Source organism: Micromonospora coerulea (assembly GCF_016598485.1).
Lineage (GTDB): Bacteria > Actinomycetota > Actinomycetes > Mycobacteriales > Micromonosporaceae > Micromonospora > Micromonospora coerulea.
This window is the reverse complement of the sequence record NZ_JAEMUW010000004.1, coordinates 348500-368400: the sequence shown is the minus strand read 5'-3', so window position 1 is coordinate 368400 and position 19901 is coordinate 348500. Positions and strand designations below refer to the sequence as shown.

Annotated in this window: 16 protein-coding genes; 5 read left to right on the top strand and 11 right to left on the bottom strand. The window is 73.2% G+C overall.

Going from position 1 to position 19901, the window contains the following annotated elements:
• Positions 1 to 7 precede the first annotated feature (7 nt).
• Positions 8 to 172, bottom strand: a complete 165-nt coding sequence (locus I8N68_RS08380; RefSeq protein WP_200209275.1) for a hypothetical protein — start codon at positions 170 to 172, stop codon at positions 8 to 10.
• Between the two features lie 312 nt (positions 173 to 484).
• Between I8N68_RS08380 and I8N68_RS08375 the strand changes: the two genes are divergently transcribed.
• From I8N68_RS08375 to I8N68_RS08365, 3 genes are all read left to right on the top strand, one after another.
• On the top strand, positions 485 to 2251 hold the full coding sequence (locus tag I8N68_RS08375; protein ID WP_200209274.1) for a tryptophan halogenase family protein: 1767 nt from the start codon (positions 485 to 487) through the stop codon (positions 2249 to 2251).
• 64 nt (positions 2252 to 2315) lie between these two features.
• A complete protein-coding gene (locus I8N68_RS08370; RefSeq protein WP_307812690.1) occupies positions 2316 to 2831 on the top strand; it encodes a flavin reductase family protein in 516 nt (171 codons plus the stop codon).
• A 972-nt stretch (positions 2832 to 3803) separates the two neighbouring features.
• Complete coding sequence (locus I8N68_RS08365; RefSeq protein WP_200209273.1) at positions 3804 to 5630, top strand: AfsR/SARP family transcriptional regulator; 1827 nt, start codon at positions 3804 to 3806, stop codon at positions 5628 to 5630.
• 128 nt (positions 5631 to 5758) lie between these two features.
• Here the strand turns inward: I8N68_RS08365 and I8N68_RS08360 are convergent, their stop codons facing one another.
• From I8N68_RS08360 to I8N68_RS08315, 10 genes are all read right to left on the bottom strand, one after another.
• Positions 5759 to 7144, bottom strand: coding sequence for an acetyl-CoA carboxylase biotin carboxylase subunit (locus I8N68_RS08360; RefSeq protein WP_200209272.1), 1386 nt, complete (start codon positions 7142 to 7144; stop codon positions 5759 to 5761).
• On the bottom strand, positions 7141 to 7680 hold the full coding sequence (accB, locus tag I8N68_RS08355) for an acetyl-CoA carboxylase biotin carboxyl carrier protein (protein ID WP_200209271.1): 540 nt from the start codon (positions 7678 to 7680) through the stop codon (positions 7141 to 7143). The genes I8N68_RS08360 and accB overlap by 4 nt, the downstream gene beginning before the upstream one ends.
• Before the next feature lies 1 nt (position 7681).
• On the bottom strand, positions 7682 to 9400 hold the full coding sequence (gene accA, locus I8N68_RS08350; protein WP_200209270.1) for an acetyl-CoA carboxylase carboxyltransferase subunit alpha/beta: 1719 nt from the start codon (positions 9398 to 9400) through the stop codon (positions 7682 to 7684).
• 133 nt (positions 9401 to 9533) lie between these two features.
• Positions 9534 to 9884 carry an antibiotic biosynthesis monooxygenase family protein gene (locus I8N68_RS08345; protein WP_200209269.1) on the bottom strand — a complete coding sequence of 117 codons (351 nt, stop codon included), beginning with the start codon at positions 9882 to 9884 and terminating at the stop codon, positions 9534 to 9536.
• Entirely contained in the window at positions 9884 to 10636 is a 753-nt protein-coding gene (locus I8N68_RS08340; protein ID WP_200209268.1) for an SDR family NAD(P)-dependent oxidoreductase, read from the bottom strand. Before I8N68_RS08340 ends, I8N68_RS08345 begins: the two co-directional genes overlap by 1 nt.
• A 50-nt stretch (positions 10637 to 10686) precedes the next feature.
• A complete protein-coding gene (locus I8N68_RS08335; RefSeq protein ID WP_200209267.1) occupies positions 10687 to 11157 on the bottom strand; it encodes an SRPBCC family protein in 471 nt (156 codons plus the stop codon).
• Between the two features lies 1 nt (position 11158).
• Positions 11159 to 11416 (bottom strand): acyl carrier protein, encoded by a 258-nt coding sequence (locus I8N68_RS08330; RefSeq protein ID WP_200209266.1) that lies wholly within the window; start codon positions 11414 to 11416, stop codon positions 11159 to 11161.
• Between the two features lie 82 nt (positions 11417 to 11498).
• A complete protein-coding gene (locus tag I8N68_RS08325) occupies positions 11499 to 12731 on the bottom strand; it encodes a ketosynthase chain-length factor (protein ID WP_200209265.1) in 1233 nt (410 codons plus the stop codon).
• A gap of 185 nt (positions 12732 to 12916) precedes the next feature.
• Entirely contained in the window at positions 12917 to 15013 is a 2097-nt protein-coding gene (locus tag I8N68_RS08320) for a multicopper oxidase family protein (protein ID WP_200209264.1), read from the bottom strand.
• A gap of 129 nt (positions 15014 to 15142) precedes the next feature.
• A complete protein-coding gene (locus I8N68_RS08315) occupies positions 15143 to 16879 on the bottom strand; it encodes an MFS transporter (protein ID WP_200209263.1) in 1737 nt (578 codons plus the stop codon).
• Between the two features lie 366 nt (positions 16880 to 17245).
• Here I8N68_RS08315 and asnB point away from each other — a divergent pair, with 366 nt between their 5' ends.
• Both asnB and I8N68_RS08305 read left to right on the top strand, forming a co-directional pair.
• Positions 17246 to 19120 carry an asparagine synthase (glutamine-hydrolyzing) gene (gene asnB, locus I8N68_RS08310; protein WP_200209262.1) on the top strand — a complete coding sequence of 625 codons (1875 nt, stop codon included), beginning with the start codon at positions 17246 to 17248 and terminating at the stop codon, positions 19118 to 19120.
• 66 nt (positions 19121 to 19186) lie between these two features.
• Entirely contained in the window at positions 19187 to 19828 is a 642-nt protein-coding gene (locus I8N68_RS08305) for a thiaminase II/PqqC family protein (protein WP_200209261.1), read from the top strand.
• Positions 19829 to 19901 lie beyond the last annotated feature (73 nt).

Genomic DNA, 19901 nt, shown 5'->3' with positions numbered 1-19901 from the left:
CGGTCGGTCAGCGGGCAGTCCGGGCCGGATCGGCCGGGTCGGCAGGCCGGACCGGGGGCGGCGGGAAGCCCAGCAGGAACAGCCCCTGGATCTGGGCGCCCGCCCAGAGCAGCCGACCGATCCGCACCAGTCTCGACGGGTACCCCGCCCCGTTGCCGTCGTCCGCCACCATCGCCCGCCCCTTCCCTGGCCCCCTGCCCGCCGCGGCAGCGGCCGGCCGCCGGCCAGCGTGGCGCGTACCCCTCGAACCCAGCTCGACCGGCGAGCGAGCCGGCGGATGCGCGCGCACGCCGGCCCGGCGCGGGCCCGGGCACCCTGAGCGACGCTCCAGCGGGGCTCGAGCCGATCTGCGCACAGTGGCCGTGGCCGGGTCGGTCCCGGCCGGCGGCGCCGGCGCCGACGGGCCCGGCCACCCTCGCGGCACCCCGCCCCGCCCGGACGGAGCTGGCGGGGCCATCCATCCAACGACGGTCGGGAGTGCGAAATGTACGGAAACATGGGCGGCTTCGGCGGCCCCACCACCAGGACCCAGCTGGACACCCTGGTCGAGAGCCTCACCGAGTCCGACGCTGACGCGGTACGGGACTGGCTGGGCGGCGCGAACGGTCAGGGCATGCCGGGTGTGCTCAACCCGCGGGCGCTCACCCAGCACCACGAGGCGGTGGCGAGCGACCGGCGGCGCCCGGCCGACGACGACCCGCAGGGGGTCCGCTCGGTCGGCGTCATCGGCGGCGGCACCGCGGGCTACATGGCGGCGCTGGCGCTGAAGGCGAAGCGGCCGTGGCTGAACGTCACCCTGGTGCAGTCGAAGGAGATCCCGATCATCGGCGTCGGCGAGGCGACGGTGACCTACATGGTGATGTTCCTGCACCACTACCTGGGCATCGACGCCAACGAGCTGTACCGGAAGGTGATGCCGACCTGGAAGCTCGGCATCAAGTTCGACTGGGGGCCGGCGGAGGACGAGCCGTTCATGGCCACCTTCGACTGGCACCACCACTCAATCGGCGGCCTGGGTGCGCTCGACGCCACCGGCAGCGTGAACGGCTTCACCCTCCAGTCGCTGATGATGATGGCCGACCGCTCGGCGGTCTTCGAGGTCGACGGCAAGCCCGTCTCGCTGATGAAGTACCTGCCGTTCGCGTACCACCTGGACAACGCCCGGTTCGTCGGCTACCTCACCGAGCTGGCCGAGCAGCGCGGCATCACGCACGTCGAGGCGCGGTTGGCCGACGTGGTGCTCGGCGGCGAGGAATGGGTCGACCACCTGACCACCACCGACGGGCGGGAGCTGACGTTCGACTTCTACGTCGACTGCACCGGCTTCCGCTCGATGCTGCTGGGCAAGACCCTCGGCACGCCGTTCCACAGCTACTCCGACACGCTCTTCACCAACTCGGCGGTCACCGGCAACATGCCGCACGACGGGGTGCTCAAGCCGTACACCACGGCGACCACCATGCAGGCCGGGTGGACCTGGAACATCCCCACCCCGGAGAGCGACCACATCGGCTACGTCTACTCGACCGACCACATCAGCGACGAGCAGGCCGCCGACGAGATCAAGGAGCGCTTCCCCACCGTTGACGGGCTGCGCCAGGTGCGCTTCCGCAGTGGCCGGCACGACAAGGCCTGGCGGGGCAACGTCTACGCGATCGGCAACTCGTACGCCTTCGTCGAGCCGCTGGAGTCCACCGGCCTGCTGATGAGCGCGCTGTCCATCCAGGCGATGGTGGCCACCCTGCCCACCTCCTGGTCCGAGACCCCGGCCCGGGACGTGGTCAACCTCGGCCTCGGCCAGCGCTGGGACGCGATCCGCTGGTTCCTCGGCATCCACTACAAGTTCAACACCAAGGTGGACACCCCGTTCTGGAAGGACGTCCGGGACCGCTGCGACGTCTCCGGCTTCAAGCCCCTGCTGGACCTGTACGCCAACGGGGCGCCGCTGACCCGGCGGGACCCGTTCCTGCTGGACCTGGCGCTCGGCGCCGCGCCGACCTTCTTCGGCCTGGCCGGCATCGACAACCTGCTGCTCGGGCAGAAGGTGCCGGCGACCAAGCTGGAGCGGACGGAGACCAACGACGACTGGTGGCAGCGGCGCAAGGCGGCCGACGCACTGGTGGCGAAGGCGATGAGCCAGGCGGACGCGCTGCAGGCCTTCGCCGAGCACCCGGAGCTCAACAAGCAGTTGCTGGAGGACTTCGACAGCTGGGCCGGCCGGCACATCGCCCCGTACATCGGGATGAACTGACCGACGCCGGGGGTCCGGTCCGGCTCGCCGGCGGACCCCCGCCCGATCCCTGAGGTGGTGCGACGTGACAGATTCCCTCGCCGAGCGGGCCGCCGGGCCCACCTCGACCGACTTCCGGGGCCTGATGGCCGACTTCCCCACCGGCGTGGCCGTGCTGACCGCGTTCGGGCCGGACGGCCGGCCGCACGGCATGACGTGCTCGTCCGTGTGCAGCGTGACCCTCGCCCCGCCGACGCTGCTGGTCTGCGTGTGGAGCGGCAGCCCGACCCTGGCCGCGATCGTCGCCGGCTCCCGGTTCGCGGTGAACCTGCTGCACGAGGATGCATCGGCGACCGCACGGCTGTTCGCCTCCGGCGATCCGGAGCGGTTCTTGCGGGTGCGCTGGGCCGCCGGGCCGGACGCGGCCGGGCCGTACCTGGCCGACGACGCGCTCGCCGTGGCGCACTGCGCCGTGGCGCGCACCGAGCCGGTCGGCGACCACATGGTGGTCTTCGGCGAGGTGCGGCAGATCGTCCGCGAGCCGGGCCGGGAGCCGCTGCTGTACGGGCAGCGCCGGTTCGCGGCCTGGCCGGCGGGCTGACCGCCGGTCGTCCAGACCGATCCCCGGGCCCCCGGGACCGTTCGCCGTCGCGTCCCGCGCCGGCCCGGTCCCCGGGCCCGGGGATCGTTGGTCTCCGGCCCGCGCGGTCCCCGGCGCGGGAATCGTGCCGGGCGCGGACGGGCCCGCGTCGCGGGTACGGGAATTGTGTCCTTCGGGGGTCGAACCCACGTCGTGGACACCGCGGCGATTGCAACCGTGGCAAATCCCACCTCAAGCGATCACTGTCGGTGATACCCCTGCCGGACGGCGAGCCGCCGCGGCACCCCCGGGTGCACCGCGCGGTTCGCGCGACGCCGGGTGCCGGACGAGCCGCGCGCAACGCCGCCACCACGGCCGACGGGCGATCCGGGCGAGGTCCGGGCGGCTTTGTCCAGATTCCCATTAATGCGTCGCTTGGCAATGTTTTCTCCGCCGGCCCGGCCAATAGCGGAGACTTTCCGACAGGTGCCCGACCGCCAATTGTTACCGATTGTTTCGGGCACTCTCGGTAAGGAAAGAGCCGAGCCCGGCGGAAAGCCGGAGATCCGACATTGCGCGGACGCTCGGAATGACGGATTGTCGAACGCCGTGGGATCCGTATGGAGTTTTCCGGCGAGGACGGCCACACCCGACCACGGTCGGAGCGGGCGCACAAGTTTCGGGGATATGCCCCGACTGTCCGGGTTTGATCGACCCCCACCCTCTCGGCGGACCGTCCGAGGCAGGGGTCAACCGATTGGTGGATATTAATGCATTGCGCATCCACTCCACGTGTGCATTCGACCGGCGATTCCCGCGAAAAGGGACGACAGGAGGATGTCGAGAAAGGGGGCTCTATCCGCGCTCCAGCGCTTTTCGAGCGCTGAAAGATGGCATCGACCCAGCCTGATCCCAGGCACTCTCGAAGTCGACGTTCCACCCGGTGCGGGGCGGGACAGCGGCGACTTCGACCACAAGGGGGAAGTGGTTGTCGTGCAGATTTCGATCCTAGGACCGCTGGAGGTGGTACGCGACCGCGCGGTCGTGACACCTTCGGCGCCCAAACTCCGCCGGGCGCTCAGCCTTCTCGCGCTCAACGGCAACGTCGTCGTGCGGACCGACCAGATCATCGAGGAACTGTGGGAGGACAACCCTCCCGCCAGCGTCACCACCACACTCCAGACGTACGTCTACCAGCTGCGCAAGCTGCTGCGGCTCGGCGTACCCAACGCCCGCGGGCAGCTACCGCCCACGGCGGGCGCGCCGTCGCTGCGGACCTCCGCCTACGGGTACGTCCTCTCGCTCGCGCCGGACGCCCTCGACGCCCGCCGCTTCGGCCGGCTGGCCGCCCTGGGGCGGGCCCAACTGGAGGCGGGCGACCCGACCACCGCGGCGGGCACGCTGGCGGAGGCGCTGCGGCTGTGGCGCGGTCCGTCCCTGGTGGACGTCAGCCTCGGCCCGCTGCTCCAGGTCGAGGCGCTGCGGCTGGAGGAGATGCACAAGAGCGCGCTGGAGTCGCGGATCCAGGCCGACCTCCAGCTCGGCCGGCACCACGAGGTGCTGGGCGAGCTGACCGCGCTGGTGGCCAAGCAGCCCACCCACGAGGGCTTCCACGCCAAGCTGATGCTCGCCCTCTACCGGGCCGGCCGGCGACCCGACGCGCTCGCCGTCTACCAGAACCTGCGCACCGCGCTGGCCCGGGAGCTGGGCCTGGACCCGTCCCTGGACACCCAACGGCTGCACCGCTCGATGCTGGAGGGCGACCTCGCCCTGGAGCCGCCGCCGGCGCCGCCCGAGCCGGCCACCGTCGTCGTCCGCGCCGCGCCGCCGAGCCAGCTGCCGCCGAAGGGGCCGGCGCTGGTCGGCCGGGACACCGAGCTGGCAGTGGTGCTGGCCGCGCTGGGCCGGACCCCCCGCAGCGCCCCGGCGGTGGTGGTCGTCGCCGGACCGCCCGGCTGCGGCGCCACGGCGCTCAGCGTGCACGCCGCCCACCAGGTCCGCGACCACCACCCGGACGGTCAGCTCTACGCCCGGCTGCTCGACGGCGACGGCGGGCGCGCCGACCTGGGCGAGGTACTCGGCGGCTTCCTGCGGGCGCTGGGGGTGCCCGACGAGGCGCTGCCCACCACACTCGAGGAGCGCAGCCGGATGTTCCGCTCGGTGACCGCGGACCGCAACGTGCTCGTCCTCCTCGACGACGTGGCCGACAGCGACCAGCTCGCGCCGCTGCTGCCGTCGAGCCGGGCCAGCGCGGTGCTGGTGACCAGCCGGCGTCGGCTCTCGACGCCGTCGATCAGCGAGACGCTGCACCTACCTCCGCTGGACGTCGACGGCAGCCTGCAACTGCTGGCCGGCGCGCTCGGTCGACGGCGCATCGAACGGGAACCGCTGATCGCGCGGGAGCTGGTCTACCTCTGCGACGGGCTCCCGTCGGCGCTGCACGTCGCCGCGTCGATGCTGCTCTCCCGGCCACACTGGAGCATCGCCCGGCTGATCGCCTGGAAACGGCGGGAGATGGACCGGCCCAGCGGCGACCCGCTGCGGCTGCGGGCCAGCGTGGAACGCACCTACCGGCTGGCACCGCGGGCGGTGCAGACCGCGCTCGGCCAGCTGGCCGGGCTGGTGCAGCAGCCGGTCTCGCTCGGCACCGCCGCCAGCGTGCTCGGCGTCGACGAGCACGCCGCCGAGTCGGTCCTGGAGGAACTGGTCGAGCTGCACCTGATCGGCGCCGAGCCGCCGGACGACCAGCTCGTCGGTTACAACTACCGCTTCCTGCCGACGGTGCGCAGCATCAGCCAGCAGCTCGCGGTGGGACGCTGAACCACCCCCGGGTCGGCCCCACCGGCCCGGGGGACACCGGCCCGCAACGCCGACGGCCGCGACGGTCACACACCGTCGCGGCCGTCGCCGCACCCGCTCCCCGGGATCGAGCCACCGGGACCGACCGGTCACCCGGCCAGGCGTACGCCCTGCGCCGCCGCCATCTCGTCCAGCAACGCCGTGGAGTGCTCCGCGGCCCGGAACACCGGGTCGGCCAGCACCTCGCGCAGCCGGGGCACGGTGGTGCGGACGCCCCGCCCGGCGATCCGGAACTCGGCCAGCGCCCGGTCCATCCGGTCCAGCGCCTGGTCCCGGTCCGGCCCCCAGGCGATCACCTTGGCCAGCAGCGAGTCGTAGTACGGCGAGATCCGCCAGCCGGGGTAGGCGTGGGTGTCCACCCGGACGAACGGTCCGCCGGGCGGGACGAACTCGGTGAGCTCACCCGGGCAGGGGGCGTAGTCCCGGGCCGGGTCCTCGGCGTTGACCCGGCACTCCACCGCCACCCCGCGCGGCCGGACGTCGTCCTGGGTCACCGGCAGCGGCAGGCCGGCGGCCACCCGGATCTGTTCGCGGACCAGGTCGATGCCGGTGACCGCCTCGGTGACCGGGTGCTCCACCTGGATCCGGGAGTTCACCTCGATGAACGCGGTCTCCTCCCCGGCGACCAGGAACTCGAAGGTGCCCGCCCCGGTGAAGCCGACCGCCCGCGCACCGCGCACCGCCGCCTCGGCCAGCGCCTCGGCGATCCGCCGGGGCAGGCCCGGAGCCGGGCTCTCCTCGACGAGCTTCTGGTGCCGGCGCTGTACCGAGCAGTCCCGCTCACCGAGGTGCACCACGTTCCCGTGCCCGTCGGCGAGCACCTGAATCTCCACGTGCCGGGCGCGCTCCAGGAAGCGCTCCAGGTAGACCCGGTCGTCGCCGAAGACCGACCGGGCCGCGGCCCGGGTGGCCCGGAACGCGGGCAGCAGCTCCTCGGCGCGCCGTACCACGCTCATTCCCCGGCCGCCCCCGCCCGCCGCGGCCTTGATGATCACCGGGAACCCGACCCGGTGCCCGGCGGCGAGGATCTCGCTGGCGCTGCCGACCGGCTCCAGGGTGCCCGGCAGCACCGGCAGTCCGGCGTCCGTCATCAGCCGCCGCGCCAGCGCCTTGTCGCCGAGGCGGGCCATCACCTCCGGCCGGGGCCCGATGAAGACCAGACCGTTGCGGGCGCAGATCTCGGCGAAGTCGGGGTCCTCGGAGAGGAAGCCGTAGCCGGGGTGGACGGCCTGCGCGCCGGTACGCAGGGCCGCCTCGATCAACGCCGGCGGGTACAGATAGCTCTGCTTGGCCGGGCCGGGCCCGATCTGGACCGCCTCGTCGGCGGCGCGCACCGCCGCCGACTCGCGGTCCGCCGTGGAGTACGCGACCACGCTGCGGATCCCCATCTCCCGACAGGTACGCACCACCCGCAGCGCGATCTCGCCGCGGTTGGCCACCAGCACCGTGTCGAAGGTGACCTCCCGCCCGCTCACTCGCCCTCCCAGGGCTCGATCACCAGCAGCGGCTGCTCGTACTCGACCGGCTCGCCGTTGGCCACCGGGATGTCGACCACCCGCCCGGCCAGGTCGGCCACCAGCGGGTTCATCAGCTTCATCGCCTCCACGATGCCGACCTGCTGGCCGACCTCGACGATGTCGCCGACCTCGACGAACGGCTTGGCGCCCGGCTCGATCGACCGGTAGAAGGTGCCCACCAGCGGCGAGCGTAGCTCGTGCCGGTCGGCCTCCGCCTCGGCGTCGACCTGCGTCGCCGGCGTCTCGGCGAGCACCGTGACGGGCGCCGCGCCGCCGGCGGCGGTGGCGTCCGGCCACTCGACGTCGATGCTGGCGCAGCCGAAGCGGACGCTGATCCGGCTCGGCGCGCCGCTGACCGAGCGGGCCACCCCGAGGACGCTGCGGTGCAGCACCTCCATCGCGGCCTCGGCGTGCAGCACCGCCACCGCTGCGTCCAGCCCGCCCGGGTCGGCGGGCACCGGGGTCGGGGTGGTGGGAGCAGGAGTGATGGTCATGTCAGGGCCTCCTATCGTTGGTCAGACCGAACCGCCGGAACCGGGCCCGCCGCGTCGCGACCAGGGCGGGCCCCTCACTGGTCCGCAGCTCGCGCAGGGCGACGACCACGGCGTCACGGACCAGCCGGGACGCGCGCGCCGGGTCGAGGTGGGCACCGCCCGGCGGCTCCGGCACCACCCCGTCGACCACGCCGAGCCGCAGCAGGGACCCGGCGTCCACGCCCAGCGCGGCCGCCGCGTCGCCGGCCCGCTCCGGGCTGCGCCAGAGGATCGCCGCGCAGCCCTCCGGGCTGATCACCGAGTACGTGCCGTGCTCGGTCAGCAGCACCCGGTCGGCCACCCCCAACGCCAGCGCGCCGCCGCTGCCACCCTCCCCGGTGATCACCGTGACCACCGGCACCGGCAGGCTGCCCATCAGCGCGATGGACTCGGCGATGGCGACCGCCTGGCCCTGCTCCTCCGCCTCCAGCCCGGGGTGGGCGCCGGCCGTGTCGACCAGCGTCACGACCGGTACCCGCAGCTTCGCGGCGAGCCGCATCAGCCGGGCGGCCTTGCGGTAGCCGGCGGGCGAGGGCATGCCGAAGGAGTGCCGCACCAGTTCCTCGGTGCTGTGCCCCTTCTGGTGCCCGATCACCATCACCGGCAGCCCGTCCAGCACGCCCAGGCCGCCGAGCACGGCTCGGCAGTCCCCCGCGCCGTCCCGGGCGCCGCGCAGCTCGACGAAGCCGTCCAGCCACTCGGTGAGGTGGTCGGTGAGGGTGGGCCGGTCGAGGTGCCGGGCCAGCCGGACCACCTCGGCGGGCGGGCGGCGGACCAGGGTGGCCGGGTCGCGCAGCACGGCGTCGACCACCCCGCCGCCCCAGTCGGCGGGCGCCGGGGCGGCCGCCGCCAGCAGCTGGCCCAGCACCCAGGGCAGCTCGCCGCGCGCCCGCACGCCGTCCACCAGCCCCCGCGCCAACAGGAACTCCGCGGTCTGGAAGCCCGGGGGCAGCTCCTGCCGGATGGTCTGGGCGATGACGCGTGGGCCGGCGAAGCCCATCCGGGCGCCGGGCTCGGCGATGATGACGTCGGTGAGGGTGGCGAACGAGGCCGCCACCCCGCCGTAGGTCGGGTCGGTCACCAGGGTGACGGTGAGCAGTCCCGCCTCGTCCAGGGCGCGCAGCGCGTTGGCCGTCTTGGCCATCTGCATCAGCGCCAGCGCGCCCTCCTGCATCCGGGCCCCGCCGGAGGCGGTGACGATCAGCAGGGCGCAGGAGTCGGCCAGGGCCGCCTCCGCGGCGGCGGTCACCGCCTCCCCGGCGGCCACCCCCAGGCTGCCGCCCAGGAAGCGGAAGTCCATCACGGCCACCACCACCGGGTGACCCTGGATCCGGCCCCGGACCACCCGGACCGCGTCGGCGAGGCCGGTGCTGTCCCGGGCCCGGGACAGCCGGCCCGGGTAGTCGACCAGGTCCGTGAAGCCCAGCGGGTCGTGCACCGACTCCGCCGGCGTCACCGCCCGCGCCGAACCGGGATCGAGCAGGCCGTCCAGCCGCTGGCCCGCCGTCAGCCGGCTGTGCCACCCGCACTCCGGGCACACCCCGAGCAGCCGGTCGAACCGCTTGCGGTACAGCAGCACCCGGCAGCCACCGCAGGTCAGCCACTCCGCGTCGGCCGCGGCGGCCGGGACCGCCGGCGCGGCGGTGGCGCCCCGCACCGGCGCAGGAACCGTACTGGTCATGTTCCGCTCCGATCGTCCGTGCCCTGCCTCGCGCGGGGCGCGGGATTACCGCCGTCGGTTGCCGGTCGTGCGGTGCGGCCGGCCGCCCGTCCTGCGCCCGGTCCCCCGGCCCGCCGGACGGGCGGCCGGCGCGTCACCGGACGCCGGCCCATTCCCCGTGGCTCCCGGCGCTCGCCGCGCCGGTGAGGTGGGCGACCACCCGCATCGTGGTCATCGAGCCGCCCGAGCGGTACGGGTGCAGCCTGGTCCGATGCTCCAGGTGCCGGTCGCTGTGCTCGAACTCGCGGAACCGGGGCTCGTTTACCCAGTCGCTGACGATCCAGTAGACGCCCTCGTCCTCGTCGTCGCGGGAGAGCCACTGCCCCAGGTTCGCCGGGTGGCTGGTGACGGAGTCGCCGACCTCCAGCCAGACCCGCTCGAACTCCTCCTGCATGCCGGGCTTGATCTGCATCCGCAGCATCACCCGGAACGGTCCCCGCGCCATCAGGAGATCCCCCCGTCGACGTGCACGGTCGCGCCGGTGACGTACCGGGACAGGTCGCTGGCCAACCAGAGCACGGCGCCGGCCACCTCGTCCGGCTCGCCCAGCCGGCCCAGCGCGGTCTTGTCCTGGTAGCGCTTGGTCAGCAGCTCACGCTGCTCGGCCGGCATCGCGTCCATCGCCTCGGTGCGGATGACGCCGAGGGCGAGGACGTTGAACCGCAGCCCCTTCACCCCGTACTCCTTGGCCAGCGAGCGGGTCAGGCCGCGCAGCGCCGCCTTGGTGGCGGTGTAGTGGGCCCGCAGCGGGATGCCCACCTCGGAGGACTTCGAGCCGATGCTCACCACCGAGCCGCCGGCCGTCATCATCGGGATCGCGGCCTGGGTGACCAGGTGCACCGCGGTCAGGTTGGTGTCGATCACCTGCTGCCACTGGGCCAGGGTGAGCTGCTCGTACGGCACGTGGCTGATCGCGCCGGCGTTGTTGACCACCAGGTCGAGCCGGCCGAACCGGCTGCGCGCCTCGGCCATCAGCGCGGCGACCTGCTCGGGGTCGGCCAGGTCGGCGCGGACCAGGTGGTGCTGGCCGCCGATCTCCTTGAGCTCGCGCTCCAGCGAGCTGACCGCCTCGCTCTCCTGCCGGTAGCAGGTGAGCACGTCGACGCCGTGCCGGGCCAGGGCCAGGACGATGCCCCGCCCGACGCCCCGGGTGCCGCCGGTGACCAGTGCCTTCTTTCCGGCCAGTTCCAGATCCATCGTGGTTCCTCCATGTCGGTTCGCCGCGCCCGGTGCGCCGGGCCGGGCGCTCAGCTGACCGGTACGCCCCGGCGGGCGGCCGCCTCGACCTTCTCCTTGATCAGCTGCTGCTGGACGACGGTGTTGCGGTTGAGCCGCTCCTGCATCCCCGCGTCGTCGAGCGGGGCGCCGGGCTTCATCTCGAAGTCCTGCACCCAGCGCAGCCGCACCCCGCCCTCGACCGGCGTGTACTCCCAGAACAGCGACATGTACTTGAAGACCCCGGTCTCCACCCGGTGCGAGCGGACCGTCCAGGTGTCCTTGTCCGCCGCCCGCGCCGACACCCAGGACCAGACCTTGCCGTTCTCGTCCGGGTGCAGGGCGAGCCGGAACAGCACCGAGCCGTCGGGCCGGTGCTCCAGCACGGTCGCCTCGGCGTACTCGCTGAACAGCCGCGGCCACGACGCGATGTCGTTGGTCAGCTCCCAGACCAGTTCGAGCGGGGCGTCGATGACCACCGCGTTGTCGGTGTGCCCGGCCATCTCAGCCCACCGTCGCGAACTGGGCGTTGATGTACTCGACGGTGCTGCGCGGGGTGGTCATCCGCTCCACGGCCTCGTCCGGGATCGGCACCCCGTAGCGACGCTGCACGTGGCCGGCCAGCTCCAGCATGGCCAGCGAGTCGTAGCCCAGGTCGGCCAGCGGGACGTCGGCGATGTCGCCGGAGAGGTCGGTGGATTCGTCGACCCCGGCGATGCTGCCCAGCAGCTCGCGAAGGTCGTCCAGAGTGAAGCTCGTCATCGGTTGCGCTCCGTTCGTCGTGGATTCGGCCGGTATCGGTGCTCGATCCGGCGGGTGTCGAGGTGGATCCGGCAGGTGCCGGTCAGCGGTGGGACGTGCCGACCACCAGGGCGGCGGTGAAGCCGCCGTGGCCCCGGGCGAGCACCAGGGCCCGCCGCAGCGGCAGCTCCCGCGGCTCGCCGAGGACCAGGTCCAGGTCCGGGTCGGGTTCGGTCACCCCGACGGTGTGCGGGACGACCCCGTCCCGGACGGCGAGCAGCGCGGTGGCGACGTCCAGTGGCGCGCCACCGCCGTACAGCCGGCCGGTGAGGGTCTTGGGGGCGGTGACCGGCACCCCGCGCCGGCCGAACACCGCGCCGATCGCCGCGGATTCGGCCCGGTCCAGGTCGGGGCTGCCGGCGGCGTCGGCGAAGACCACGTCGACGCCGTCCGCGTCGACCCGGGCGTCGGCCAGCGCGGCGGTGATGGTGCGGCGCAGCGCCGGGGGCCGGCCGGAGCCGGGCGGCGGGTCGAAGCCCGCCGCGTAGCCCAGGATGCTGCCGTACCCTTCGCCGGCGCCCCGCTCGCGGGCGTGCCGGGCGCTCTCCACGATCAGGATGGCCCCGCCCTCGCCGGGCAGGTACCCGCTCGCCCCCGCGTCGAAGGGCAGGTACGCCCGGAGCGGGTCGTCCACCGTGGAGAGCCGGCCGGTGGCCAGCTGCGCGGCGAGTCCGTACGGGCACAGCGACGAATCCGTGCCGCCGCTGACCACCAGCCGGTAGCCGGAGCGGGCCAGCCGGCGGGCCTGCCCCAGGGCGTCCAGCCCACCGGCCTGCTCGGCGCAGATCACCCCGCAGGGGCCCCGCATGCCGTGCCGGATGGACACCTGACCGGTGGTCGCCGCGTAGAACCAGGCGATCGACTGGTACGCCCCGACCCAGGACGGGCCGTTGCGGTACAGCCGCTCCATCTCGTGCTGGCCGAACTCGGTCCCCCCGGAGGAACTGGAGGTGACGACGGCCATCTCGTACTCCGGCAGGCCGGCCGGGTCGACCCCGGCGTCGCCGAGGGCGTCGTCGGCGGCGGCCAGGGCCAGGTGCGTCCAGTGGTCGGTCTGCGGGATCAGCCGCCCGGGCACCCGTTCCCGCGCGGCGAAGCCGGGGACCTGCCCGGCGTACCGGACGGGGTAGCTCTCCGGATCGAAGCGGGTGATCCGGCCGATCCCGGTCTTGCCGTCCAGCACCGACTGCCAGTGCGCCTGGATCCCGATGCCGGTCGGCGCGGTGACCCCGATGCCGGTGACGACCGCGCCGACGTCGGCGTCCGATGCGCTCATCAGCACCACCTTCCCGTTGTGTGGCCACGGGCCTCTCCTCGGGCCGCTGCCAGTGCACCCGGGAGCTGTCCAGTTCCTCTCAAGGCCGGCTCGACGCTCCCCGCCGAGCCGGCAGCGCCACGGGCGACGGCCGCCATCCCCCGCCCTGGTGGACGGGGGTGGCGGCCGTGCGGGACGGGGCGGCCTTACTCGGGGGTGTTGCCGGTGGCCCGGCCGGCGTGGAACGGGGTGCTGATCCCCTCGTAGCCGAGGTGCATGGTCATGCCCATGGCGGCGTGGGTGAGGTTGTGGCAGTGGTCCATCCACAGCCCGGGGTTGTCGGCCCGGAAGGCCAGCTCGTACGACTCCCCGGAGAGCAGGGTGACGGTGTCCAGCCAGAGTGGGCTGCCGGTGGCCCGGTGGCCGTTGCGGCTCAGCACCAGAACGTGGTGACCATGCAGGTGCATGGGGTGTTCCAGGAAGCTGCGGTTGCTGATCGTCACCTTGACCAGCTCGCCCTCGCGCACCATCAGCATCGGCACGTGCGGTGACACGTGCCCGTTGATCGTCCACAGGTAGTAGGGCTGGCCGTCGTAGAACCCGGGCCGGTTGTCCAGCACCAGGTCGAAGCTGCGGTCGAAGTCGCTGTCCGGTCCGAACGGGGTGGCCGCCGGGCTGCCGTACCGGGTGGGGTCGAACTCCGGCCCGTCGGTCAGTGGCGCCAGGTCGCCCTGCCTGTCGGGGCTGAGCAGCAGGCCGGCGCCGACCGCGGCCAGGTCGGTCAGCCGGACCGGCGCGGACGGCATGGTGAACTCCAGGTCGTACCGGCCGCCGCCGCCGAGCATGAGCTTGGTCCGGTGCAGGTCGGTCGGGGCGTTGACCGGGCCGCCGTCGGCCGCGCTGACCCGGAACGGCGTGCCGGCCAGGGTGAAGTACTTGCGGAAGTTGTCCGCGTTGATCAGCCGGATCCGGACCGGGGTGCCGGGGGCGACCGCCTCCGGCCGGAGCGTGTCGGCGGCGTTGAGGGTGCTGGTGTCGCCCTTGTCGGTGTCGAAGACGTGGGCGGCGACCACGAACTCCCGCACCCCGGCCGGGCCGGGCTGCGCCGGGTCGATCACCAGCGGTCCGAACAGGCCGCGCCGGACCTGGGTGGAGGACGCCTGGTGCGAGTGGTACCAGTAGGTGCCGACCTGCTCGGCGCGCCACCGGTAGACGTGGCTGCCGCCGGGCGGCACGGCGTTCTGGGTGAGACCGGCGACGCCGTCCTCGGCGTTGGGCACGTCGAGCCCGTGCCAGTGCACCGTGGTCGGGGTGTCCGCCGTCCGGTTCACCAGGGTCACCTCGACCAGCTCACCCTGGCGGACCCGCAGCTCGGGGCCGGGAATCTGGCCGTTGAAGGCGGTCGCGTCCACCGTGGCGCCGGAGCTGAGCTTCAGCTTGGCGTCGGTGGCGATGAGGGTGTACCGCTTGTCGGGCTTGCCCGCCGGGCCGGTGAACTCGGTCAGCGGGCGGTCCGGCAGCCCGGCGCGGTGCGTGTGCGCCGCGTGGTCGACCGGTCCGGGGCCTGTGCCATAGGTCATCGCGTGCTCCGTCATGCGGTAGTCGTCGGGCAGTTTGCTGGTCTGCCAGTCCCAGCCGGCGTAGCCGCCGATCAGGACGAGGACGGCCCCGGTGGCCACCGCGGCCCGCCGCACCCGGGCCGCACCGCGCGGCAGCGGCCGCACCACCCCGGCGCGCACCCGGTCGGCGTGCCGGCGCCAGATCACCACCAGGACCAGCGCCAGGACGGCGTAGCTGACGAGCGCCGGCAGCAGCAGCGGCGGGGCCGGCGCGAAGAGGATCATGACGAAGGAGACCAGCCCGGCCACGGCGACCGCGCGGGCCGGGAACGAGACCCGGGGCGCGGCGGCCGCGGCGCGGGTCGCCGGTGCGGGTTCGGTCTCCGCCGCGCCCTGCGGCGCCGGCGCGCCGAGCCGCCGCAGCGCCGGCACAGTGAGCACGAGGGTGGCCAGCACCGGCAGCGCCACCACGGGTACGCCGATCAGCAGCCGGTCGGCGGCGAAGTGCCAGCCGTACCCGTAGAGCACCAGCGAGGTGACCAGCCGGGCCGGCACGAACAGCGCGCCGATCACGGCGGCGAGCGCCAGGCGGCGGCTGGAGCGCCGCAGCCGGGCGGCGGTCGGCGCGTGCGGCAGCCGGTGCAGCCGCCGGGCCAGCACGGCCCAGTAGCCGAGCAGTACGAGGGCGACCAGGAAGTCGTAGTTGAAGTTGTCGTCGTACGCGGGGATCGACGGCTCGAACACAGCTGTCCTCTCTCCGTTAGGCGGGGGCGGGCGGCCGGTGTCGGGGACCCGGGGGGGACCGCGCGGGGGCGCGCCAGCCCCCGACACCGGCCTGTCTGGACGGCCGCCACCTACGGCGGCGCGGGCGGCCTAGTGGACGCGGGTGGAGTCGGCCGGCGTCTCCTCGTCGAGGCCGGCCTCCGCCTCGGCGTGCACGTTGATCCGGCGCGGCAGCCGGAAGACCAGCAGGAAGGCGAGGAGGAAGACGCCGGCGTTGTACCAGGCGGTCCACTTCATGGCGTCGCTGAACAGCTCGCGACGGGCGTCGGTGGCCGCGTCGGTGTATGCGCGGGTGACCGCGGCCGGCGCCGCCTGGTCGGTGTCGCGGCAGCTCACCGGGACGGCGGTCGGGTCCTCTTCCGCGGACCGGTCGACGAAGCACTGGACGAAGCCGGCCACCGCCTGGCGCTGGGCGTCCACCGGTGCGCCGGCGGACTGCAGCGCCGCGCGGATCGGCGCGGTGTTGGCCTCCGCGACGCCCTGGGCGCGGTCAGCGAGGAGGCCGAAAAAGATCACGCCGATCAGCGCTATCCCCAGCGCGCCGCCGACCTGTTGGACGGCGCTGAGCACGCCGGACGCGGAGCCGGCCTCGTGGTGCGGGACGCCGGAGATGACGGCGTCGACCAGCAGCGGGGCCACCAGGCCCATGCCGACGCCGCCGACGAACATGCTGGGCACGAAGTGCCACACCGAGACGTCGGTGCCGACGAACTGGATGGTCAGGATGATCGCGACCATCGACGCGGTCATCAGCGCGGTGCCGATGTGCAGCACGGTCCGGCCAAGCTTCGGGGCGAGCTGGAACGACGCCCCGCTGGCCAGCGCGATGCCGACCGACCAGGGCAGGTTGGCCATCGCGGCGGCGAGCACCGACTTGTCGAGGCCGGCCTGGAGATAGATGATGAAGACCAGGAAGAAGGAGACAATCCCGGCGAAGAACACCAGGTTCACCAGCAGTCCGCCGACGAACGCCTTCTCCTTGAACAGCTCCATCGGCACCAGCGGCGAGCCGCCCCGGGCGGAGCGCCGGCGCTGGTGGACGGCGAACACGACCAACCCGACCGCAGACGCGGCCATCATCGCGAAGATCCAGGTCGGCCAGTCCTTCTCGCGCCCCTGCATCAGCGGGTAGACCAGCAGCAGCATGGTGACGGTGATGATGCCGACGCCGGCGAGGTCCAGCCGCAGGGCGTGCGGCGTGCGCAGCTCCTTCATCAGCACCAGCGCGCCGACCAGGGCGGCGAGGCCGATCGGGACGTTGATCAGGAAGATGGTCCGCCAGCCGAGGTCGAAGATGTCCGCCTTGATCAGCAGCCCGCCGAGCAGCGGCCCACTGACCGTGGCGAGACCGGCGACGCCGCCGTAGACGCTGAACGCGGCGACCCGCTCCTTCGGCGAGAACATCACCTGGATCGAGGAGATGACCTGCGGCACCATCATCGCCGCCATGGCCCCCTGGAGCACCCGCGAGGTGATCAGCAGTTCCGGGTTGGGCGCCAGGCCGCACAGCGCCGAGGCGAGCGTGAAGCCGCCCATGCCGAGCAGGAACATCCGCTTGCGGCCGACGATGTCGCCGAGCCGGCCACCGGTGATGAGCAGCAGCGCGAAGGCGAGCGAGTAACCGGCCAGCACCCACTGGGCGGCGGTGTAGGTCGCGCTGATGTCCTGCTGGATCGACGGCACGGCGATCGCCACGATCGTCACGTCCAGGAGGTCCATGAAGGTGGCGACGAGCAGGATGACCAGCACCATCCACCGCCGACGGTCGGGCGGGTCGGGCGACTCGGGCCGCGTGCCGGCCAGGGGTGGGGCGGTGTTGTCGGTCATGACGACTCCTTTGACGGGGATATCGCGATACAACTCTCGGCCAGTCACGCTATATCGCAACTACGCAAACGGTCAAGGCGGTTCCGCAGAGTGCCGACAAGACGACTGCCACCAGCGAAAACACGTCCGCTGCGGATCGGTCGCGAGTGTCGCGAGACAGTCGCGACTGTTCCAGTCCACCCTGAAGCGTCGGTCGACGGCCGCTCGAGCGCCCCCTGGATCCCGGGCCCAGCGGGACTCGAGCGACGGGCCCGAGGATCGGCCGGTCGGCGGCGGGGCGACGCCACCCGCCGGCCCGCGCCCGCCGGGCGTCCGGCGTCCGGGTCACCACCCGGGCGGCCCAACGAACTCAGGGGGAGCACGCGCATGTGTGGCATCGCCGGTCTCGTCGACTTCGAACGCACCCTGCCCACCGACCGGTCACCGGTGACCGCGATGTCCGGCACCCTCGCCTGCCGCGGCCCGGACGCCGACGGACTGTGGACCGCACCGCACGCGCACCTGGCCCACCGCCGGCTGGCGGTCATCGACCTGGCGGCCAGCACCCAGCCGATGACGGCCCACGCCGACGGCCGGGAGCTCGCCGTGCTCAGCTACAACGGTGAGCTCTACAACTACCGGCAGCTGCGCGCGGAGCTGACCGGGCGGGGCCACCGGTTCCACACCGACGGCGACACCGAGGTGGTGCTCCGGGCCTACCTGGAATGGGGTGCGGACCTGGGCACCCACCTCAACGGCATCTTCGCCTTCGCCATCTGGGACGTCCGCGCCGAGAAGCTCGTCCTGGTCCGCGACCACCTCGGCGTCAAGCCGCTCTTCTACCACCGCACCCCGGACCGGCGGGTGCTCTTCGCCTCCGAGATCAAGGCGATCCTCGCCACCGGGTTGCTGGCGCCCCGCGCCGACACGGACAACCTGCGGGAGATCCTCACCCAGGTCTGGACCCCCGGACGCACCGTCTTCGCCGGGGTCGAGGAGGTCCGCCCCGGGCACGTGGTCACCGTGGACGCCACCGGCATCCGGCACCGCTGCTACTGGCGGCTGGCCTCGCGGCCGCACACCGACGACCTGCCGACCACCGTGGACACCATCCGCGGCAAGCTGGAGGAGGTCGTCGACGCCCAGCTCGTCGCCGACGTACCGGTCGGCTCGCTGCTCTCCGGCGGCCTGGACTCCAGCGTGATGACCGCGCTGGCGGCGCAGGCCCGGGCCCGGCGCGGCGCCGAACCGATCCAGACCTTCTCGGTCACCTTCACCCGCTACACCGAGCGGTTCCGCGCCGACGAGGTCCGCGACACCCCGGACGCGCCGTTCGCCCGGATGGTGGCCGAGCACGTCGGCTCCCGGCACACCCCGGTGGTGATCACGCCGGAACGGCTCGCCGATCCGGAGATCCGCCGGCGCACCATCGCCGCCCAGGACCGCCCCACCCCGCTCGGCGACATGGACGCCTCGCTCTGGGTGCTCTTCGACCAGGTCCGCCGGCACGCCACCGTGGCGCTCTGCGGGGAGGCCGCCGACGAGGTCTTCGGTGGCTATCACTGGGCCTGGGTGCCCGAGCTGATCCACCGGGAGGCGTTCCCGTGGATCGCGTTCTACCAGCACTTCTGCGAGGGGCCGGGGCTGGGCAGCGGGCTGTTCGACCCGGGGCTGCTCAAGCTGCTCGACCTGGAGACCTACAGCGTCGACCGGTACCGGGAGGCGCTGGCCGAGGTGCCGCAGCTGCCCGGCGAGACGGGCACCGAGAAGCGGATGCGGGAGATCACCCACCTGCACCTGTCCCGCTGGCTGCAGCACCTGCTCACCCGGGACGACCGGCTGAGCATGTCGGTCGGGCTCGAGGTGCGCGTCCCGTACACCGACCCGGACCTGGTGGAGTACGTCTTCAACGCGCCGTGGGCGTTCAAGAGCCACGACGGCCGGGAGAAGGCCCTGCTGCGCGCGGCCGGGCTGGACCTGCTCCCCGCCGAGGTGTTGGACCGGCAGAAGAGCCCGTTCCCGGTCACCCAGGACCCGCTGTACACCCGCTACCTGAGCGAGTCCCTGCGGGAGATCCTGGACGACCCCGACCAGCCCGCGCACGCCCTGGTCGACATCGCGGCCGCCCGGCGGCTGCTGGACACCCCGGCCAAGTTGGCGAACGGCCCGATCGCCTGGGTCAACCGCACCCACATCGAGCAGGTGCTGACCCTCAACTCGTGGCTCGACATGTACCAGGTCCGGCTCGACCTGGACAACTGACCGCGTACCCGACCCGCCGGCCGGGCGAGCGCCGGCCGCCACCCGTACCGCTGTGGAAGGAACGAGATGTCATTTCGCAAGGAACTCTGGGCCGCCGGCGAGGCCAGCTTCGACGCCCTGCTGGCCCACCCCGTACCGGTCGGCATCTGCGACGGCACCCTGCCCAAGGCGGACCTGGCCCGGCTGATCCGGGCCGACATCGTCCACCTGGGCACCTTCGCCAGGGCCCAGGCCCTGCTCGCCGCCCGGGCGCCGGAGCTGGCAGACCTGTCGCACTTCGCCGGCATCGCCATCGGCTCCAGCTACTCGGCGACCGGCAAGAGCGTGGCGGTGCTGCGCATGCTCGGCGGCAAGGCGGCCGAGCCCGGCGAGACCGTCGATCCCGCGTACGACGACTTCATCACCGCCGTCGCGCACACCGGCACGTACGCCGACGTGGTGGTGGCGACGCTGCCGCGGATGTGGTTCCACGCCGAGTTCAGCAAGGAGCTGCGCCGGCGCGGCTCGCCCGACAAGGCCTACCGCAAGTTCATCGACACCCTCCTGCACGACGCGTACCTGCCGATCGTGGAGGCCACCCTGGAACGGGCGGACGCCGTTGGCGCGGACGCCGCGCCGGACGAGCGGGAGCGGCTGGCCGCGCTGTTCGCCCGGGCGGCCGAGTTCGAGCTGCGACTCTGGGACGCCGGGCTGCCCCGGACCGCCTGAGCCGCCGGCGCGGGGGTGCGCGGCGATCGGGGCGCACCCCCGCGCCGGCGCCGATGAGATATAGCGCGTCACA

Coding starts and splice junctions, on each gene's coding strand:
- I8N68_RS08340 (WP_200209268.1), bottom strand. CDS start 10,636: ATGGATCTGGAACTGGCCGGAAAGAAGGCACTGGTCACCGGCGGCACC.
- I8N68_RS08330 (WP_200209266.1), bottom strand. CDS start 11,416: ATGACGAGCTTCACTCTGGACGACCTTCGCGAGCTGCTGGGCAGCATC.
- I8N68_RS08380 (WP_200209275.1), bottom strand. CDS start 172: ATGGTGGCGGACGACGGCAACGGGGCGGGGTACCCGTCGAGACTGGTG.
- I8N68_RS08305 (WP_200209261.1), top strand. CDS start 19,187: ATGTCATTTCGCAAGGAACTCTGGGCCGCCGGCGAGGCCAGCTTCGAC.
- I8N68_RS08335 (WP_200209267.1), bottom strand. CDS start 11,157: ATGGCCGGGCACACCGACAACGCGGTGGTCATCGACGCCCCGCTCGAA.
- accA (WP_200209270.1), bottom strand. CDS start 9,400: ATGACCAGTACGGTTCCTGCGCCGGTGCGGGGCGCCACCGCCGCGCCG.
- I8N68_RS08325 (WP_200209265.1), bottom strand. CDS start 12,731: ATGAGCGCATCGGACGCCGACGTCGGCGCGGTCGTCACCGGCATCGGG.
- asnB (WP_200209262.1), top strand. CDS start 17,246: ATGTGTGGCATCGCCGGTCTCGTCGACTTCGAACGCACCCTGCCCACC.
- I8N68_RS08315 (WP_200209263.1), bottom strand. CDS start 16,879: ATGACCGACAACACCGCCCCACCCCTGGCCGGCACGCGGCCCGAGTCG.
- accB (WP_200209271.1), bottom strand. CDS start 7,680: ATGACCATCACTCCTGCTCCCACCACCCCGACCCCGGTGCCCGCCGAC.
- I8N68_RS08375 (WP_200209274.1), top strand. CDS start 485: ATGTACGGAAACATGGGCGGCTTCGGCGGCCCCACCACCAGGACCCAG.
- I8N68_RS08345 (WP_200209269.1), bottom strand. CDS start 9,884: ATGGCGCGGGGACCGTTCCGGGTGATGCTGCGGATGCAGATCAAGCCC.